The following is a 16,623-nucleotide window of genomic DNA, read 5'->3' as shown; positions in this document are numbered from 1 at the left end:
GCTCGAGGCATTGCCAAGGCCCCGCGCCCTCCAGCGTTTCAGTCCGCCTTTTCCCGGGCCTCGGCAAGCACAACGGACGGACTGACCGTGATCCGCGGTGCCTCGTCCTCAAACGTCTTCACGCGCTGATCGTAGTTGGGCGCGAGCGTGCCGAGCACACGATCCCAGAACGAGAAATAGTTGGCGTAGTTATATTTGAAGCCTGAATGATGCTGGTCATGAAAAGTCGTGCACAACAGGGGAGACGGATAACGGGCCGTCGACGTGGCGAAGTACTCGAAGCCGCAATGCCCGATCATGCCGTTGAAATGCTCGAACAGCCTATGCCCGATGAGGATCGCCGGAGGAAACGGCACGACGAAAACGACGACGGCGGAAAAGCTCTGAAGCAGGAAGTTGTCGAAGACATCTTCCGAATAGGTGCTCCAGATCGTCGGCGCGACGCTTTTGTGATGCAGGGCGTGCAGCGGATAGAGCCACTTGGTGTGCAGCAGCCGGTGCATGAAATAGAACCAGGCATCGTAGAGGATCATGCTGAGCACGAAGAGCGGCACGGCCCACCACCAGCTGAAATCCCAGGGTGCCGGCGCCCAGCCTTTCTGCTGCGCATAGAGACCGATCGTCAGCGGCAGGCAGGCGCTGAACATCGATGCCAGGCTCTGGCGGATCTCGGCCTTGCGCCGCTTGTCGGAGCCGCGTCCCTTCTGGATCTTTCGCTCGGGATTGCGCTCGTTGAGCCAGGTGATGCCGTAGCCGAGCGCGAAATAGGTCACGACGGTGAACGAGTAGAATCCGAACAGAAACAGCAGATAGAAAAGTTCGTCCGACATTGGCACCTGTTTTCCCCCGAGCCAAAACCGCGTGCCGGAAGATGCCACGCCGGTTTGACAATTCAAAGTGGAATTCTATGCGCCAACATTGCGGCCCGAACGGCGATTTGCATTTTTCTCATTTGCCGCCACCTTTCCCCATGTCATAAGGCGATCATGAAAAAGCTCGACCGCCTGCCGAACCATTCCGACTTCGCCCATGTCACCGACTGGGTGTTCGACCTCGACAACACGCTCTATCCGCACCACGTCAACCTGTTTGCGCAAATCGACCGCAACATGACGGCCTATGTGGCGAAGCTCTTGTCGCTGGACCCGGCCGATGCGAAGAAGCTGCAGAAAGACTACTACCGCGACCACGGCACGACGCTCAAAGGCCTGATGATCCATCACGGCATCGACCCGAACGAGTTCCTCGAGCAGGCGCATGCGATCGACTATTCGATCGTTCCGGCCGACCCGGCACTCGGCGAGGCCATCAAGGCGCTTCCCGGCCGCAAGTTCATCTTCACCAACGGCAGTGTCGCGCATGCGCAGATGACCGCGCGCGCGCTCGGGATCCTCGACCATTTCGACGACATCTTCGACATCGTCGCGGCCGATTTCGTGCCGAAGCCGGCTGGTGAAACCTATGACAAGTTCATGAGCCTGCACCGGGTCGACACCCGGAATGCCGTGATGTTCGAGGACTTGCCGCGCAACCTCCTGGTGCCGAAGGCGCTCGGCATGAAGACGGTGCTGCTGGTCCCGCAGAACCTCGAATACACATTTGCGGAGTCCTGGGAGAAGTCGAACGATACCGACGAGCAGATCGACTACGTGACTGAGGACCTCACCCGCTTCCTGCGCAACGTCCTCTCAAATGTCTGACCGTCACAATTTGGCCGGCAAAAAACCTCTTTCCGGCCAATGACTTAAATTACAAAAGTTTAACTGGTAAGGCCGGCGCCGACGTCTATCCTTTCGATCAGGGACAACCCGACCGAAAGGAAGCATGATGCCGAAAAAGAACCTGATCCTCGGTGTGACCGCGCTCGCCGTTGCCGTCACCGGAATGGCCGCTCCCTCCTTTGCAGCGCGCGAAAAGCTGACGCCGGAACAGCGGGCCGAGCGCATGATCCAGCGGCTCGACAGCGACAAGGACCAGAAGGTTTCGCTCGCCGAGTTCAAGGCGCAGATCACCACCAACTTTAAGACATTCGACACCAATGGTGATGGCCAGATCAGCGCGGATGAGATGAACGCAAAACGCGAAGCCTTCCGCGACGCACGCAAGGCCTGGAAGGAGGCCAAGGACAAGACCGGCGCCGAGCGCGAAACGGCCCTTGCCAAGCTCAAGGAAGTTCACCCCGCCATGCTGCCGGGTCTGCGACCGAAAGCCTTCAAGCGCGTCGACACCGACGGCAACGGCTCCCTGAGCACCAGCGAGGTTGCGAGCGCCGCCGAGGCCATGTTCAAGCGACACGACAAGAATGGCGACGGCGTCATCGACGCAGCCGACTTCACCAAGAAGATCTGAATCCGGATGGCGGCACCCTCTCCCGCCCGGTAGGGCGTGTCGTCTGCGTGGCGCCTCCCCCTCGCATCGGACGCGATGCCGGGGGGAGGCGTGAACTCCAAAAAGCCCCCCCCAAAAAACGAAGACGCCGTGCACCAGCTATGGTGCACGGCGTCTTCGTTTCATCCGGCGAAGGCTACAGCGCCGCGCGTCCTATCAGACGCGCAAAGGTCGCAGTCGCTGTTTGTTTTGCTGCATGCCTTCGTCCTGGAAATCGAAGTCGATTTAAGGAGACATGCTGCAAGCGTTAACGCCGCCCGTTCGCCATCGGCACCGACTTCGGATCGACGGTTTCGTAGAAGCGGGAAATGATCTCCCAGGCCTCATCAGCCGTTTCGACGAACTGCACCAGATCGATGTCATTGGGTGCGATCGTGCCAAACTCGGCCAGCGCTTCGAAGTTCACGATCGAGCGCCAGAACTTTTCGCCGAAGAGGATGAGCGGCACCAGCGCCAGGCGTCCGGTCTGCATCAGCGTCATCGTTTCAAAGAGCTCATCGAGCGTGCCGAAGCCACCGGGGAAAACGGTGACGGCCTTGGCGCGCAAGAGGAAATGCATCTTGCGGATGGCGAAGTAATGGAAATTGAACGACAGTTCGGGCGTCACGAAACGGTTCGGCGCCTGCTCATGCGGCAGCACGATGTTGAGGCCGATCGACGGCGCACCGACATCATCGGCGCCGCGGTTGCCCGCCTCCATTACGCCCGGTCCGCCGCCGGTGACGACGACATATTCCTTGTGGCCGAGCTTGGCGGAATGTTCGGAGCAGATCCGCGCGAACTTGCGCGCTTCTTCGTAATAGACCGAGGCCGCTTCGAGGTTCTTGCGCTGCGTCTCATTCTTTGCCGCCCAGGCATCGCCGCCGGGCTCGGGGATGCGGGCGCCGCCGAACATCACCACGGTCGAGTTGATGCCGCGCTCTTCCAGCATCATTTCGGTCTTCAGCAGCTCAAGCTGCAGCCGGATCGGGCGCAACTCCTCGCGGCAGAGAAAATCGTCGTCGATATAGGCGAGACGGTAGGAAGGCGAAGCCGATTGCGGCGTAAGCGGAACGGTCTGTGCGCGTTGCCGGCTCTGCGAGCTGTCGGCCAGTGGATCCCAGACCCCGTCCTTGCGGCGCAGTGCGCGCTTCTTCATGCGTGCCATCGTGTCGTCTTTCCCGTCGCGTTCCGGACAATCGGCATCTCGTCCAGACGCGTCCTATCCTCAATCCTCGGTCATGAAGGTCGCAAGCGCACCAATGCGCTGCGCGCCCCTTGCGCGCCCGAACGGGTGCGCGGCGCTGTAGTGCAGGAATCGCCCGGATTTGCCAACCCCGGGCAAGCGCATCGGCCTGAAAAGCCCTTCAACTTTTCAGGATTGCGTTCTACAGCACCGCCCGTCCGCCAGGACGTGTCAAGATCGCTGCAGCACCTAGCTCTGCTGCATATTTTTGTCCTTAAATCGATTCCGATTTGAGGAATTATGCAGTAGAGCTTTCGCAGGATAACCGCCGAACTTTAAGGAATTCCGATGACGAACCACGACCTCACCTCCCTGTCGCAGACGATCGAGACCGCCTTTGAAGACCGCGATTCCGTGAACACCGGAACGCGCGGCGCAGTGCGCGATGCCGTCGAGACGGCGCTCAATCTGCTCGACAGCGGCAAGGTCCGGGTTGCCCAGCGCGGCGAGGATGGCGTGTGGACGGTCAATCAATGGCTGAAGAAGGCGGTGCTGCTCTCCTTCCGCCTTAACCCGATGGAAATCGTCAAGGGTGGACCTGGCCAGTCCGTCTGGTGGGACAAGGTTCCGTCGAAGTTCGACGGCTGGAGCGTCAACGAATTCGAGAAGGCCGGCTTCCGCGCCGTACCGAACTGCGTCGTGCGCCGCTCGGCCTATATCGCCCCCAACGCGATCCTGATGCCGTCCTTCGTCAACCTCGGCGCCTATGTCGGCGAAGGCACGATGGTCGATACCTGGGCGACCGTCGGCTCCTGCGCTCAGATCGGCAAACACGTGCACCTTTCGGGCGGCGTCGGCATCGGCGGCGTACTGGAGCCGATGCAGGCCGGACCGACGATCATTGAGGACAATTGCTTCATCGGCGCCCGCTCGGAAGTCGTCGAAGGCTGCATCGTGCGCGAGGGCTCGGTCCTCGGCATGGGCGTCTTCATCGGCAAGTCTACCAAGATCGTCGACCGCGCCACCGGCGAAGTGACCTATGGCGAAGTGCCGCCCTATTCCGTCGTCGTCGCAGGCTCCATGCCTTCCGGCTCGACGATGGGCAACGGCCAGCCGGCACCGAACCTCTATTGCGCCGTCATCGTCAAGCGTGTCGATGAAAAGACCCGCTCCAAGACCGGCATCAACGAACTGCTTCGGGACTGATTTCGATGACACCGGAGGGGCCGCAGCCGAGCATGATCTGGCTGTTCTTCAGCCCCTCCGGTCGCATCGGCCGCTTGCCCTTCTTCCTGTCCTGGCTGTTCTGGTTCCTGATCGGCGGCTTCATCGTCGCCAGGATGGTTGCCAATGAAGAACATGAGACGGCGCTGACCCTCTGGACCCTGGCGTTCGCCATCTCGGCGATCGTCTCTCTGCCCTCGATCGCCGTGCTGGCGATCAAGCGTCTGCACGACATCGGCTACCCCGGACCGCTCTCGCTCTGCCTGTTCATTCCTGTCCTGAGCCCCGTGGTTTTCATCGCTCTTTGCCTGTGGCCGGGCGAGCCGGGACCCAATGAATTCGGCGCGCGCAGCGACGAACCCGGCCCCTGACCCTTCGCCCCTGTACAAGAACCGTGCGAGCGCGTATGTAGCGCGCCATGACAGGCCCGCGACGTGCTGGCCACGGCAATTCGCGCCAATGACGATCCGATCGTCCTGGGCATGACGACCGAAATCCGAAAGACAAGATATGACTGAGTTCGAAGGGATCGCGCCTGCGATCGCCGAGGCGTTGGCAAAACGCGGTTACAACGAATTGACGCCGGTTCAAAAGGCGATGCGCGACCCGGAGCTGGCCGGCAGGGACGCGCTGGTCTCGGCGCAGACCGGTTCCGGCAAGACGGTCGCCTTCGGCCTTGCGCTCGCGCCAACCTTGCTGGGTGACGAGCGCCGCTTCGGCTCGGCCGGCGCACCGCTGGCGCTGGCGATCGCCCCGACGCGGGAACTGGCGCTGCAGGTGAAGCGCGAACTCGAATGGCTCTACGGAGAAACCGGCGCGACCATTGCTTCCTGCGTCGGCGGCATGGACATGCGCACCGAGAAGCGTGCGCTGGAACGCGGCGCGCACATCGTCGTCGGCACGCCCGGCCGCCTTTGCGACCATATCCGCCGCAACTCGCTCGACATTTCCTCGCTGCGTGCCATCGTGCTCGATGAGGCCGACGAGATGCTCGACCTCGGCTTCCGCGAAGATCTCGAATTCATTCTTGAAGAGTCTCCCGAAGACCGCCGCACGCTGATGTTTTCGGCGACCGTGCCGAAGTCGATCGCGACGCTTGCCAAGAACTACCAGCGCGACGCCGTGCGCATCAGCACCGCGTCCGAACAGAAGCAGCATGTCGACATCGAGTACCGCGCACTGACGGTTGCTCCGAACGATCGCGAAAACGCGATCATCAACGTGCTGCGCTACTATGAAGCTCGAAACGCGATCGTCTTCTGTTCGACCCGCGCCGCCGTCAACCATCTGACGGCCCGCTTCAACAACCGCGGTTTCTCGGTGGTGGCGCTGTCGGGCGAGCTCAGCCAGAACGAACGCACCCATGCGCTGCAGGCGATGCGCGACGGTCGCGCCCGCGTCTGCATCGCGACCGACGTTGCTGCACGCGGTATCGACCTCCCTGGCCTGGAACTGGTCATTCACGCCGACCTGCCGACCAACTCCGAGACGCTGCTTCACCGGAGCGGCCGTACCGGACGTGCCGGCCAGAAGGGCGTGAGCGCACTGATCGTGCCGGTCAACCAGCGGCGCAAGGCCGAGCGCCTGCTCGACGGCGGCCGGATCACCGCCACCTGGGCACGCCCACCGTCGGCCGACGAGGTCAGCCAGCGTGACGACGAACGCCTGCTTGCCGACACGAGCTTTGCCGAGCCGATCCGCGAGGACGAACAGTCGATCGTTGCGGCCCTTCTCGAGCGCCACGGTGCTGAACAGATGGCCGCCGCCTTCGTGCGCCAGTTCCGTTCTGGCCGCTCGGCACCGGAAGACCTGATCGAGGTTGCCGTTGGCGCCAAGCCGCGCCGCGACGAACGCGCACCACGCGATGACCGTGCACCGCGCGAGGATTTTGGCGCAGAGCGCGCGGATTTCAGCGACGGCAGCTGGTTCTCGCTGTCCGTCGGCCGCAAGCAGAGCGCCGAGCCGCGCTGGCTGATCCCGATGCTGTGCCGTCACGGCAAGCTGACGAAGCGCGACATCGGCGCCATCCGCATGCAACAGGAAGAAACCTTCGTCGAGATGACCGCCGATGGCGCCGAACGGTTCCTGTCGGCGATCGGCAAGGACAAGATGCTGGAGAAGGGCATCCGCGTGAAGCCGCTCGCCGGTGCGCCGGACCTTTCGCAGCAAAGGCAGGAAAAGCCTGGCTATTCCAAGGACAAACCGAGCTTCTCCAAGGACAAGCCGGCCTTTGCCAAGAAGCGCCCCTATTCCGACGATGCGGCACGCGGTGATGATCGCGGCGACTTCAAGCCGAAGCGCAAGTTCGAAAAGAAGGCCGGCTACTCTGAGGGACCGGCCTATACCGAGGACCGTCCACCGGCAAAGGCTGCCGACAAGCCCTGGAGCAACAAGAAGAAGGGCAAGCCGGACGCCGGCAAGGACGGCGGCTTCAAGCCCAAGACCAAGCCGAAGGGCAACGCCAAGAACCGCCAGGGCTAAGCCGACACGGGCAGAGTTCATAGACAATCAAAAAGCGCCGCGATCCTATCGTGGCGTTTTTTTCGTGAGCAGTGCGGGCGATGTGGTCTCAGGCTTCCAGGAAACGAAGACCGGCGACAGCGACGATGATCATCGCGATGCAGGTGACGCGCATGAAGGAGACCGGGTCGCCGAAGAGCACGATGCCGAGCACCGTAATGCCAACCGAGCCGATGCCGGTCCAGGCGGCGTAGGCGGTGCCGGCCGGCAGATCGCGCATGGCGATCGTCAGGAGGTAGACGCTGCCGAGCGCCGCCGTGATACCGATCACGCTCGGCACCAGTTTCGTCCAGCCCTCCGCATACTTCAGAGCCAGCCCCATGACGATCTCGATCAGGCTCGCCGCTATTAGAATGATCCATGCCATGTTCGTCTCCGTTTGGAATTCTCACATGACGAACAAGCTGGTAGCATAGGCACCGAATGACAATTACGCACCTTTTGGTAACTATGGAAAATCCCGACAAGCCAGCGCCCGCGATGTCCGTCCCCGACGTCTTCGATCCGACCTGTTCGTCACGCCATGCGCTGGAGCTGATCGCCGGCAAGTGGCCGATGCTGCTCATTTCGGCGCTCGAAGAAGGGCCGATGCGCAATGCCGCGCTGATGCGTCGGCTCGGCGACATCTCGCAGAAGATGCTGACTCAGACGCTGAAGGACCTGGAACGAAACGGCTTAGTCATCCGCGAGGACAAGAAGACCGTGCCGCCGCATGTGGAATACAGCCTGAGCCCGGTCGGCCGGTCGCTCAGCGAAACCCTGTTGGTGCTCGACCGTTGGGCGGAAACGCATTTCGGGACACTCGACGCCGCCCGCGAGCGTTATGACGCCGAGCGCCGCAAGTGAAGCTCAGGCGGCATCGAGCTGCGATTGGGCGACCACCTTGACCACCCAGTCCGCAAAGACGCGCAGGCGGCTGCTCAAGTGCCGGTTTGGCGGATAGACCAGATAGATCGGCATGGATTCGACCTCCCAATCCTCAAGAACAGGGCGCATGGCCCCCGATATGAGATCCTCGCGCACCATGAAACGCGGCGCCTGGATGACGCCGAGACCGGCACGGGCGGCGGCGAGGTAGGTGGTCGATTCATTGGCCGCCACCGTGTAGCGGCCATTCACCTCGATCTCCTCGTTGCCACGCTTGAAATAGAACGGCATCTGCTGTCCGGTTTGCGGCCGGAAATAGCCGACGACATAGCAGTTCTTCGAGAGGTCCGACGGGTGCTGTGGTATCGCATGGCGCGAGAGGTAGTCGGGTGCCGCACAGGCAACGAAGCTCATCTCGGTGATGCGCCGCGCGATCAGCGACTGGTCGGTGAGCGTGCCAACGCGAATGGCGCAATCGACATTCTCCGCCACGTAGTCGACCGTGCGATCGGAAACGCCGAGATCAATCTGGATGTCGGGATAACGCTTGTGAAACTCAGGCAGGGCCGGGATGACGATCAGGTTGGCAATCGCGCTTGCCATCTCCACCCGCAGTCGCCCCTTCGGCAGCGTCTGGGCACTCGAAAGGCTGCCGTCGAGCTCATCGAGATCCGTCAGGAGGCGGGCGGCGCGTTCGTAGTAAAGCGCACCATCCGGCGTCACCAGCACCCGGCGCGTGGTTCGGTTCAGGAGCTTCGTGCGCAGATGCGCCTCCAACCCCTGAATGAGATTGGTGAGGGTCGCCTTGGGCATATTCAGCGAAGCGGAGGCGCGGGTAAAATTTCCGGTTTCGACGACCCGGAGGAACGCACGCATGGCCGTGAGCTGGTCCATTTTCAAGAGCCGTGATTGTTCGAGAATACGAATAGTGTAGTCAGTTTGAAAAGACTATTCCAGACAGAAGACAATGTTATTCTCCTACCGTGGCGTGTTGTCGCCACATGTGGGTTGAGCTCGGGCCGAAGGCAAGAGAGATGGGCGAACAGTTCAAAGTGGAGACGATGCAGACCGGCCAAGGCTGCTGCACGGCACGCGTCTACCGCGGCGAAGCTTTGCTCAATCCGCCACCGGTCGTGCTGCACCTGCATGGCGGCTCCTTCATGGGCGGAACGATCGCCGCCGGTGAGCGCGTCGCCGAGGCACTTGCGGCGGCTGGAGCCGTGGTGATCTCGCCGGAATATTCGGCAGCCTGCCTCAATCCGTTTCCCGCAGCACTTGATGTCGCCTATGCCATGTTGTCGTCGATGCGCTCGCGCTGCCCGCAGTACGCGCACAAGAAGTCGTCGCTGTTCGTGGCCGGCGAAGAGGCGGGCGGCAATGTTGCCGCCGGCGCCGCGCTGATGGCGCGTGACCAGTATCTGACCGATCTCAAGGGACAGATCCTGCTTTCTCCGATGCTCGATCCGTGCCTGGCGACGGAATCGTTCAGGCAATACTGTCCGCAGTCCTCGGCGCAATCGATCGCCGACGGCTGGCAGCGTTACCTCGGGCAAAGCGGTGGCTTCACCCACCCCTACGCCGCGCCGGCCCACTGCACGCGGCTCGCCGGCCTGGTGCCCTCGCTGATCCTCACCAGCGAGGAGTGTCCGATGCGTGACGAGACCGAAGCCTATGCCGAGCGCCTGCGCAAGGCGGGCGTGACGGTCGAATCTCACGTCCTGCCCGGCCGCGCCGGATGGCTCCCGCAAAACACGGTCGCCAAGGAAAGCTGGGCGACGCAGCAGCAAGAAATTACCGGCATCTTCTCCCGCTTCTTCCAGAAGGCGGGGGCAAAGCCGGCGGAAATGACGGTGCGTTAGACGCGGGCAGCGGTCACCCAGCCCATCCCCCGATCTGACGTCGAAAGCAAAGCGCCGGCTCCCAACCGGCAAGGAGAGAAAAGATGACATCGACAGTGACCCGTCGGGCCCTCTGGGGCGCCGGCCTGAGTATCCTTTTGTCTGTCGCCGGTGGTGGTGCCGTCATGCTCGGCCTGCCGCAGCATTTCGAGGCCGACGCCGCAACCGAGACCGCCGCGGCGCCGCCTCCGGCCGTGCCGGTCTCGGTGTCGCGGGCGCAGTCCAAGCGCATCACCACCTGGGAAGAATTCTCCGGCCGGCTCGAAGCGATCGAGCGGGTCGAGGTTCGCCCACGGGTCGGTGGCGCCATCCTCAAGGCACATTTCCGCGAAGGTGCACTGGTCAAGCAGGGCGACCTGCTGGTGACCATCGATCCGGAGCCCTATGCCGCGGCCGTCGAACGGGCGAAGGCCCAGGTCGAGGCAGCCGAAGCGCGCGTGGCGCTTGCCAAGATCGAACTCGAGCGCGGCCGAAAGCTGGTAACCACCAGCGCCGTGCCGCAGAGCAGCGTCGACCAGCGCGCCAGCGCCTATGACGAGGCCCAGGCGGAAGTGCGCTCGGCCAAGGCGGCGCTGCGTACCGCCGAACTCGACCTGCAATATACCGAGGTACGGGCGCCGATCTCCGGCCGCGTCGGACGGCTTGACGTAACCGCCGGCAACCTTGTCGCCGCCGGCTCCGCCTCGCCGGTGCTCACCACGCTCGTCTCGGTCGATCCGATCTATGCGAGCTTCAACGCCAGCGAAGAGGTCGTCACGACAGCGCTAGCCAAGCTCGCGGCTTCGGCCGGCGGCAACGCGATCGAGCGCCTTCCGGTCCAGGTTGGCACGGCTGCCGACGAAGGCACGCCGATCACGGGCCACATCCAGCTCATCAACAACGAGGTGGATGCAGCAACCGGTACGATCCGGGTACGCGCTGCGCTCGAAAATGCCGAAGGCAAGCTGATCCCCGGACAGTTCGTCCGCATCCGCATCGGCGAGCCGGATCCCGAGGAAAAGCTCGTGATCAGCGACCGGGCCATTGGCTCCGACCAGGACAAGAAGTTCGTCTTCGTCGTCGGCACCGACAACAAGGTCGAGTACCGCCAGGTGAAGCTCGGGCCGAATTCCGATGGTCTGCGCATCGTCGAAAGCGGCCTGAAAACCGGCGAGAACATTGTCGTCAACGGTCTGCAGCGGGTTCGCCCCGGCGTCGTCGTCGCGCCGCAGCAGGTCGAGGAAACGACCGCTTCGATCGCCAAGTAATCTGAAGCGCCTCTTTGCCCGGTGTGAAGAGGCGGCCCAGGCATCACTCAGCAGACACCTTGCCGCGCGGCGACGCTCTTCGCCGCGCACAGTCGAGGTCTGCCGAACTCATCCCAAGGGGGATACCATGAATTTCTCACGCTTCTTCGTCGACCGCCCGGTCTTCGCGGGCGTCCTTTCGGTCCTGATCTTCGTGGCCGGCCTGATCGGCATGACCGGTCTGCCGATCTCCGAATATCCGGAAGTCGTCCCGCCGCAGATCGTCGTGCGCGCGCAGTATCCGGGCGCCAACCCGGCCGTTATCGCCGAGACGGTGGCGACGCCGCTTGAAGAACAGATCAACGGCGTCGAAGACATGCTCTACATGCAGAGCCAGGCGACCGCCGACGGCCTGATGACGCTGACCGTCACCTTCGCGCTCGGGACCGACCCGGACCAGGCCCAGCAGCTCGTGCAGAACCGCGTCTCGCAGGCCGAGCCGCGGCTGCCAGAGGAGGTGCGCCGCCTTGGCGTCACCACCGTCAAGAGCTCGCCCGACCTGACCATGGTCGTGCACCTGCTTTCGCCGAACGGCCAGTACGACATCAACTATCTGCGCAACTATGGTGTGCTTAACGTCAAGGATCGGCTGGCTCGCATCGAAGGTGTCGGCCAGGTGCAGATCTTCGGCGGCGGCGACTATTCGATGCGCATCTGGATCGACCCGCAGAAGGCGGCCGAGCGTGGCCTTGCCGCAGGCGATGTCGCCAATGCGGTACGCGGCCAGAACGTACAGGCGGCGGCTGGCGTCATCGGCGCTTCACCGTCCGTGCCCGGTCTCGACCTGCAGCTTTCCGTCAACGCGCAGGGCCGCCTGCAGACGCCCGAAGACTTCGAGAACATCGTCGTCAAATCCGGCGCCCAAGGCGAAGTGACCCGACTCGGCGACGTCGCCCGCGTCGAGATGGGCGCGTCCGACTACTCGCTGCGCTCACTGCTCGACAACAAGCCCGCCGTCGGCATGGCGGTCTTCCAGGCTCCTGGGTCGAACGCGATCCAGATTTCCGACGACGTGCGCAAGGCCATGGCCGAGCTGAAACTCACCATGCCCGAAGGCGTCGACTACAGCATCGTGTACGACACGACCCAGTTCGTGCGCGCTTCGATCGAATCGGTCGTCGACACCCTGCTTGAAGCCATCGCCCTTGTCGTGCTCGTCGTCATCATCTTCCTGCAGACCTGGCGCGCGTCGATCATTCCGCTCGTTGCCGTTCCGGTTTCGATCGTCGGCACCTTCGCGGTGATGTATGTCTTCGGCTTCTCGATCAATGCGCTCAGCCTCTTCGGCCTGGTGCTGGCGATCGGCATCGTCGTCGACGACGCAATCGTCGTGGTGGAAAACGTCGAACGCAACATCGAGCAAGGTCTGTCGCCGGTCCAGGCGACCTATCGCGCCATGCAGGAAGTCTCCGGCCCGATCATCGCAATCGCGCTGGTGCTCGTCGCCGTGTTCGTGCCGCTCGCCTTCATCACCGGGCTTACCGGCCAGTTCTATCGCCAGTTCGCGCTGACGATCGCGATCTCGACGGTGATCTCCGCCCTCAACTCGCTGACGCTGTCGCCGGCACTGGCCGCCCTTCTCTTAAAGGACCACCACGCGCCCAAGGACTGGCTGACGCGGGTGATGGACAGGCTGTTCGGCTGGTTCTTCCGCGGTTTCAACCGGTTCTTCGGTGCAAGTTCGGAAGCCTATGGCCGCGGCGTCGGACGCATCCTGACGCGCAAGTCGCTGATCATGGTCGTCTATGTCCTGCTTCTCGGCGTCACCTTCACGCTGTTTCGCGCGGTCCCCGGCGGCTTCGTGCCGGCACAGGACAAGCAGTACCTGATCGGCTTTGCCCAGCTTCCCGATGCAGCGACGCTTGACCGCTCGGAAGACGTGATCAAGCGCATGAGCGAGATCGCGCTCAAGCACCCGGGCGTCGAAAACGCCATCGCCTTCCCGGGCCTGTCGATCAACGGCTTCACCAACTCGTCGAACTCCGGCATCGTCTTCGTCGCGCTCAAGCCCTTCGAGGAACGCAAGTCGCCCGAACTGTCCGGCGGCGCGATCGCCATGCAGCTCAACCAGGAATTCGGCGCGATCCAGGATGCGTTCATCGCCATGTTCCCGCCGCCGCCCGTTCAGGGTCTCGGCACGACAGGCGGCTTCAAGCTGCAGCTCGAGGACAAGAACGGCCTCGGCTACCAAGCGCTCGACGAGGCGGCCAAGGCCTTCCTCGCCAAGGCCTACCAGACGCCGGAACTGGCGGGGCTCTATTCGAGCTACCAGATAAACGTGCCGCAGCTCTATGCCGACCTCGACCGCGTGAAGGCGCGCCAGCTCGGCGTGGCCGTCACCGACGTCTTCGAGACCCTGCAGATCTACCTGGGCTCGCTGTACGTCAACGACTTCAACGCCTTTGGCCGCACCTACAGCGTGCGCATCCAGGCAGATGCCAATTACCGCAGCCATGCCGACGACATCGGCAAGCTGAAGGTGCGTTCGCAGTCCGGCGAGATGATCCCGCTGTCGGCGCTCCTGAAGGTCGAGCAGACGGTCGGCGCCGAACGGGCGATCCGCTACAACGGCTTCCTGTCCGCCGACATCAATGGCGGCCCGGCACCGGGCTTCTCGTCCGGCCAGGCACAGGCGGCCATCGAGAGGATCGCTGCTGAAACCCTGCCACCGGGCATCGGCTACGAATGGACGGACCTGACCTACCAGCAGATCCTGGCGGGCAACTCCGGCATCCTGGTCTTCCCGCTGGCGCTGCTGCTCGTCTACCTCGTGCTTGCCGCGCAGTATGAAAGCCTGACACTGCCGATCGCCATCATCCTGATCGTGCCGATGGGCATCATGGCGGCGCTGGTGGGCGTCTGGCTGACCGGAGGCGACAACAACGTCTTCACTCAGATCGGTCTGATCGTGCTGGTCGGGCTATCGGCGAAGAACGCCATCCTGATCGTCGAGTTCGCCCGCGAACTGGAACTGTCGGGCAGCACCCCGGTGAAGGCTGCGATCGAGGCGAGCCGGCTGCGTCTTCGCCCGATCCTGATGACCTCGATGGCCTTCATCATGGGCGTCGTGCCGCTTGTCATGTCGACCGGTGCCGGTGCGGAAATGCGCTCGGCCATGGGTATCGCGGTCTTTGCCGGCATGATCGGCGTTACCGCCTTCGGCATCTTCATGACGCCGGTCTTCTATGTGCTGATCCGCAAGCTCGCCGGCGAGCGGCCGCTGAAGCACACGGGGGCCCAAATCGAGGCGCCGCATCTGGCGCCGGGAGAATAACGCCCTTCTGCTTCCCTTTCACGATCTTCAGGCGGGCCGGATCACTCCGGCCCGTCGAAGCTACGGCGCTGCGCCTCCGCCCAGGTTCAGCGCCGTTTTGCATCCTGGGCGGTAGCACCCATCGTGCGTGACAGTTCGCTGGCGATCGGATAAACCAGCAGCCTCCATTCCCAAGGCCCATGCGGCCATGCAGACGGCATAGCGTTAGATGACCCCCACCGATCCGATCGCAAACCTCGCCACTCTCATCCGTTGCCCCTCGGTCACCCCGGCAGAAGGCGGCGCGCTTTCCGCGCTCGAAACCATGCTGAAGCCACTCGGCTTTGCGGTCGATCGCGTGATGGCGAAGGACGTCGGAACGCCCGATATCGAAAACCTCTACGCACGGCTCGGAAGCGAAGGCCCGCATCTGATGTTCGCCGGTCACACCGATGTCGTTCCCGTCGGCGACGAAGCCGCCTGGAGCCACGGACCGTTCTCGGCCGACATCGCCAATGGCGAGATGTATGGCCGCGGCGCGGTCGACATGAAGGGTGGCATCGCCTGTTTCGTCGCGGCGATCGCTCGCCACATCGAAAAGCATGGGCTCCCGAAGGGCTCGGTATCCTTTCTCATCACCGGCGACGAAGAGGGCCCGGCGATCAACGGCACCACCAAGCTGTTGCAATGGGCAGCCGACAAGGGTGAGCGCTGGGATGCCTGCCTCGTCGGCGAACCGACCAATCCCGACCAGCTCGGCGACATGATCAAGATCGGCCGGCGGGGCTCGCTGTCCGGCCGCATCACCGTCAACGGCGTTCAGGGGCATGCTGCCTACCCGCATCTTGCCGACAGCCCGGTGCGCGGCATCCTGCAACTGACGCAGGCGCTGATGGACCCGCCTTTCGACAACGGCACCGAAAGCTTCCAGCCGTCGAACCTCGAAGTGACGACGATCGACGTCGGCAACAGCGCCGTCAACGTCATCCCGGCCAAGGCGACTGCGGCCTTCAACATCCGCTTCAACGACACCTGGACGGCCGAAAGCCTGATGGCCGAGATCATCGCCCGGCTCGACCGTGCGGCAGCGAGCGGCAGCCTCCGGCCCGACCGTACACCCGTTCGCTACGAGGTCACCTGGGCCGAACGCCCGAGCCACGTGTTCCTGACACGCAACAACGCGCTGATCTCATCGCTCTCGGGCGCGGTCGAGGCGGTCACCGGGCGCCAGCCAAAGCTGTCGACGACCGGCGGCACTTCGGATGCGCGCTTCATCAAGGACTATTGCCCCGTGGTCGAGTTTGGCCTCGTCGGCCAGACCATGCATATGGTCGACGAACGCGTTGCCGTCGCCGACCTCGAGACGCTGACCAACATCTACGAGACCTTCATCTCAAGCTGGTTCGGTCATGCCGCTGCTTGACGAGGTTCTTGCCTATATCAAGGGCCTCTGGCTCCTGGCCCAGGGCAATGAGGAGGGTTTTCGCTGGCTCGATTTCAGCGAGAGCGGCCTCTGGCGCTCGTTTACCTCGATGCTCTGGTGTCTGCCGGCGATCGCCGTCACCTGGGCGTCGTGGCGGTTCTATTATCTCTCGGCGATGCCCGCCGGCACGACCATCGGCGTCGGTTTCATCTTCAAGCTGCTGGTCGTCGATCTCGTCAGCTGGCTGCTTCCGCTGGTGCTGATCGCCATCTTATCCCGTCCGCTCGGTTTTGCCGGGGCGGTCGTTCCGATCATCGTCACCACCAACTGGCTCTCCGTGCCGCTTTCCTACGCGATGGCGGTCCCGGCGGCGATACGGCTCACCATTCCCGGTAGTCAGGGCCTGACCAGCCTGATCTGGCTGACGCTGCTCGTCGTCAGTGTCGCCGTGCTCTTCCGGCTGTTGCGCACGGTGACGGGCAACCAGACGCTGCTTGCCTCGGCTCTGACGGCGCTCTTCCTGCTTCCGTCGATGATGATCGGCGACCTGCTGCAGCGGTTCTTCGGGCTGATCCCGGGCTGAGCTCCGGGACCAGGCG

The 16,623-nt window shown here is 63.2% G+C and carries 15 protein-coding genes; 11 read left to right on the top strand and 4 right to left on the bottom strand.

The genetic code is table 11. The features are described from left to right. Positions 1–38 precede the first annotated feature (38 nt). Complete coding sequence (locus tag PWG15_RS00375; protein WP_275022532.1) at positions 39–830, bottom strand: sterol desaturase family protein; 792 nt, start codon at positions 828–830, stop codon at positions 39–41. A 156-nt stretch (positions 831–986) separates the two neighbouring features. Between PWG15_RS00375 and PWG15_RS00370 the strand changes: the two genes are divergently transcribed. Together PWG15_RS00370 and PWG15_RS00365 are read left to right on the top strand one after the other, a co-directional pair. Next, positions 987–1,700, top strand: coding sequence for a pyrimidine 5'-nucleotidase (locus PWG15_RS00370; RefSeq protein ID WP_275022531.1), 714 nt, complete (start codon positions 987–989; stop codon positions 1,698–1,700). 127 nt (positions 1,701–1,827) lie between these two features. Next, positions 1,828–2,349 carry an EF-hand domain-containing protein gene (locus tag PWG15_RS00365; RefSeq protein WP_275022530.1) on the top strand — a complete coding sequence of 174 codons (522 nt, stop codon included), beginning with the start codon at positions 1,828–1,830 and terminating at the stop codon, positions 2,347–2,349. A gap of 286 nt (positions 2,350–2,635) precedes the next feature. Here the strand turns inward: PWG15_RS00365 and PWG15_RS00360 are convergent, their stop codons facing one another. Beyond that, positions 2,636–3,535, bottom strand: coding sequence for an LOG family protein (locus tag PWG15_RS00360; RefSeq protein WP_275022528.1), 900 nt, complete (start codon positions 3,533–3,535; stop codon positions 2,636–2,638). A gap of 366 nt (positions 3,536–3,901) precedes the next feature. Here PWG15_RS00360 and dapD point away from each other — a divergent pair, with 366 nt between their 5' ends. The 3 genes from dapD (at position 3,902) to PWG15_RS00345 (ending at position 7,258) form a co-directional block, all read left to right on the top strand. Next, positions 3,902–4,759: a 2,3,4,5-tetrahydropyridine-2,6-dicarboxylate N-succinyltransferase gene (dapD, locus tag PWG15_RS00355; protein WP_065372254.1), complete on the top strand. Its 858-nt coding sequence runs from the start codon at positions 3,902–3,904 to the stop codon at positions 4,757–4,759. Between the two features lie 5 nt (positions 4,760–4,764). Next, a complete protein-coding gene (locus PWG15_RS00350; RefSeq protein ID WP_275022527.1) occupies positions 4,765–5,148 on the top strand; it encodes a DUF805 domain-containing protein in 384 nt (127 codons plus the stop codon). A 139-nt stretch (positions 5,149–5,287) separates the two neighbouring features. Then, entirely contained in the window at positions 5,288–7,258 is a 1,971-nt protein-coding gene (locus tag PWG15_RS00345; protein WP_275022525.1) for a DEAD/DEAH box helicase, read from the top strand. A gap of 88 nt (positions 7,259–7,346) precedes the next feature. Here the strand turns inward: PWG15_RS00345 and PWG15_RS00340 are convergent, their stop codons facing one another. Beyond that, positions 7,347–7,664, bottom strand: a complete 318-nt coding sequence (locus PWG15_RS00340) for a DMT family transporter (protein WP_275022523.1) — start codon at positions 7,662–7,664, stop codon at positions 7,347–7,349. Between the two features lie 56 nt (positions 7,665–7,720). On the opposite strand from PWG15_RS00340, the gene PWG15_RS00335 reads away from it, so the two are divergent. Beyond that, entirely contained in the window at positions 7,721–8,143 is a 423-nt protein-coding gene (locus PWG15_RS00335; protein ID WP_275022522.1) for a winged helix-turn-helix transcriptional regulator, read from the top strand. A gap of 3 nt (positions 8,144–8,146) precedes the next feature. On the opposite strand, the gene PWG15_RS00330 is transcribed toward PWG15_RS00335, so the two are convergent. Beyond that, on the bottom strand, positions 8,147–9,058 hold the full coding sequence (locus PWG15_RS00330) for a LysR family transcriptional regulator (RefSeq protein ID WP_275022520.1): 912 nt from the start codon (positions 9,056–9,058) through the stop codon (positions 8,147–8,149). A gap of 140 nt (positions 9,059–9,198) precedes the next feature. Here PWG15_RS00330 and PWG15_RS00325 point away from each other — a divergent pair, with 140 nt between their 5' ends. The 5 genes from PWG15_RS00325 to PWG15_RS00305 all read left to right on the top strand — a co-directional run bounded on the left by PWG15_RS00325 (position 9,199) and on the right by PWG15_RS00305 (position 16,607). Further along, on the top strand, positions 9,199–10,023 hold the full coding sequence (locus PWG15_RS00325) for an alpha/beta hydrolase fold domain-containing protein (protein WP_275022519.1): 825 nt from the start codon (positions 9,199–9,201) through the stop codon (positions 10,021–10,023). A gap of 83 nt (positions 10,024–10,106) precedes the next feature. Beyond that, positions 10,107–11,309 carry an efflux RND transporter periplasmic adaptor subunit gene (locus tag PWG15_RS00320; protein WP_275022518.1) on the top strand — a complete coding sequence of 401 codons (1,203 nt, stop codon included), beginning with the start codon at positions 10,107–10,109 and terminating at the stop codon, positions 11,307–11,309. Positions 11,310–11,436: 127 nt separating this feature from the next. Then, positions 11,437–14,622 (top strand): efflux RND transporter permease subunit, encoded by a 3,186-nt coding sequence (locus PWG15_RS00315; RefSeq protein ID WP_275022517.1) that lies wholly within the window; start codon positions 11,437–11,439, stop codon positions 14,620–14,622. Between the two features lie 208 nt (positions 14,623–14,830). After that, positions 14,831–16,024, top strand: coding sequence for a succinyl-diaminopimelate desuccinylase (dapE, locus tag PWG15_RS00310; RefSeq protein WP_275022516.1), 1,194 nt, complete (start codon positions 14,831–14,833; stop codon positions 16,022–16,024). Then, the gene (locus PWG15_RS00305) at positions 16,011–16,607 is read left to right on the top strand and encodes a hypothetical protein (protein WP_275022515.1); all 597 of its coding nucleotides are present in this window, start codon (positions 16,011–16,013) and stop codon (positions 16,605–16,607) included. Before dapE ends, PWG15_RS00305 begins: the two co-directional genes overlap by 14 nt. The last annotated feature ends 16 nt before the right edge of the window (positions 16,608–16,623 follow it).

This window comes from Ensifer adhaerens (assembly GCF_028993555.1).
Classification (GTDB): Bacteria; Pseudomonadota; Alphaproteobacteria; order Rhizobiales; family Rhizobiaceae; genus Ensifer; species Ensifer adhaerens_I.
This window is presented reverse-complemented; position numbering and strand designations above follow the sequence as displayed.

Bases quoted from the DNA above. Each gene is read 5' to 3' on its own strand.
- PWG15_RS00375 (WP_275022532.1), bottom strand. From the start codon at position 830: ATGTCGGACGAACTTTTCTATCTGCTGTTTCTGTTCGGATTCTACTCG.
- PWG15_RS00370 (WP_275022531.1), top strand. From the start codon at position 987: ATGAAAAAGCTCGACCGCCTGCCGAACCATTCCGACTTCGCCCATGTC.
- PWG15_RS00365 (WP_275022530.1), top strand. From the start codon at position 1,828: ATGCCGAAAAAGAACCTGATCCTCGGTGTGACCGCGCTCGCCGTTGCC.
- PWG15_RS00360 (WP_275022528.1), bottom strand. From the start codon at position 3,535: ATGGCACGCATGAAGAAGCGCGCACTGCGCCGCAAGGACGGGGTCTGG.
- dapD (WP_065372254.1), top strand. From the start codon at position 3,902: ATGACGAACCACGACCTCACCTCCCTGTCGCAGACGATCGAGACCGCC.
- PWG15_RS00350 (WP_275022527.1), top strand. From the start codon at position 4,765: ATGACACCGGAGGGGCCGCAGCCGAGCATGATCTGGCTGTTCTTCAGC.
- PWG15_RS00345 (WP_275022525.1), top strand. From the start codon at position 5,288: ATGACTGAGTTCGAAGGGATCGCGCCTGCGATCGCCGAGGCGTTGGCA.
- PWG15_RS00340 (WP_275022523.1), bottom strand. From the start codon at position 7,664: ATGGCATGGATCATTCTAATAGCGGCGAGCCTGATCGAGATCGTCATG.
- PWG15_RS00335 (WP_275022522.1), top strand. From the start codon at position 7,721: ATGACAATTACGCACCTTTTGGTAACTATGGAAAATCCCGACAAGCCA.
- PWG15_RS00330 (WP_275022520.1), bottom strand. From the start codon at position 9,058: ATGGACCAGCTCACGGCCATGCGTGCGTTCCTCCGGGTCGTCGAAACC.
- PWG15_RS00325 (WP_275022519.1), top strand. From the start codon at position 9,199: ATGGGCGAACAGTTCAAAGTGGAGACGATGCAGACCGGCCAAGGCTGC.
- PWG15_RS00320 (WP_275022518.1), top strand. From the start codon at position 10,107: ATGACATCGACAGTGACCCGTCGGGCCCTCTGGGGCGCCGGCCTGAGT.
- PWG15_RS00315 (WP_275022517.1), top strand. From the start codon at position 11,437: ATGAATTTCTCACGCTTCTTCGTCGACCGCCCGGTCTTCGCGGGCGTC.
- dapE (WP_275022516.1), top strand. From the start codon at position 14,831: ATGACCCCCACCGATCCGATCGCAAACCTCGCCACTCTCATCCGTTGC.
- PWG15_RS00305 (WP_275022515.1), top strand. From the start codon at position 16,011: ATGCCGCTGCTTGACGAGGTTCTTGCCTATATCAAGGGCCTCTGGCTC.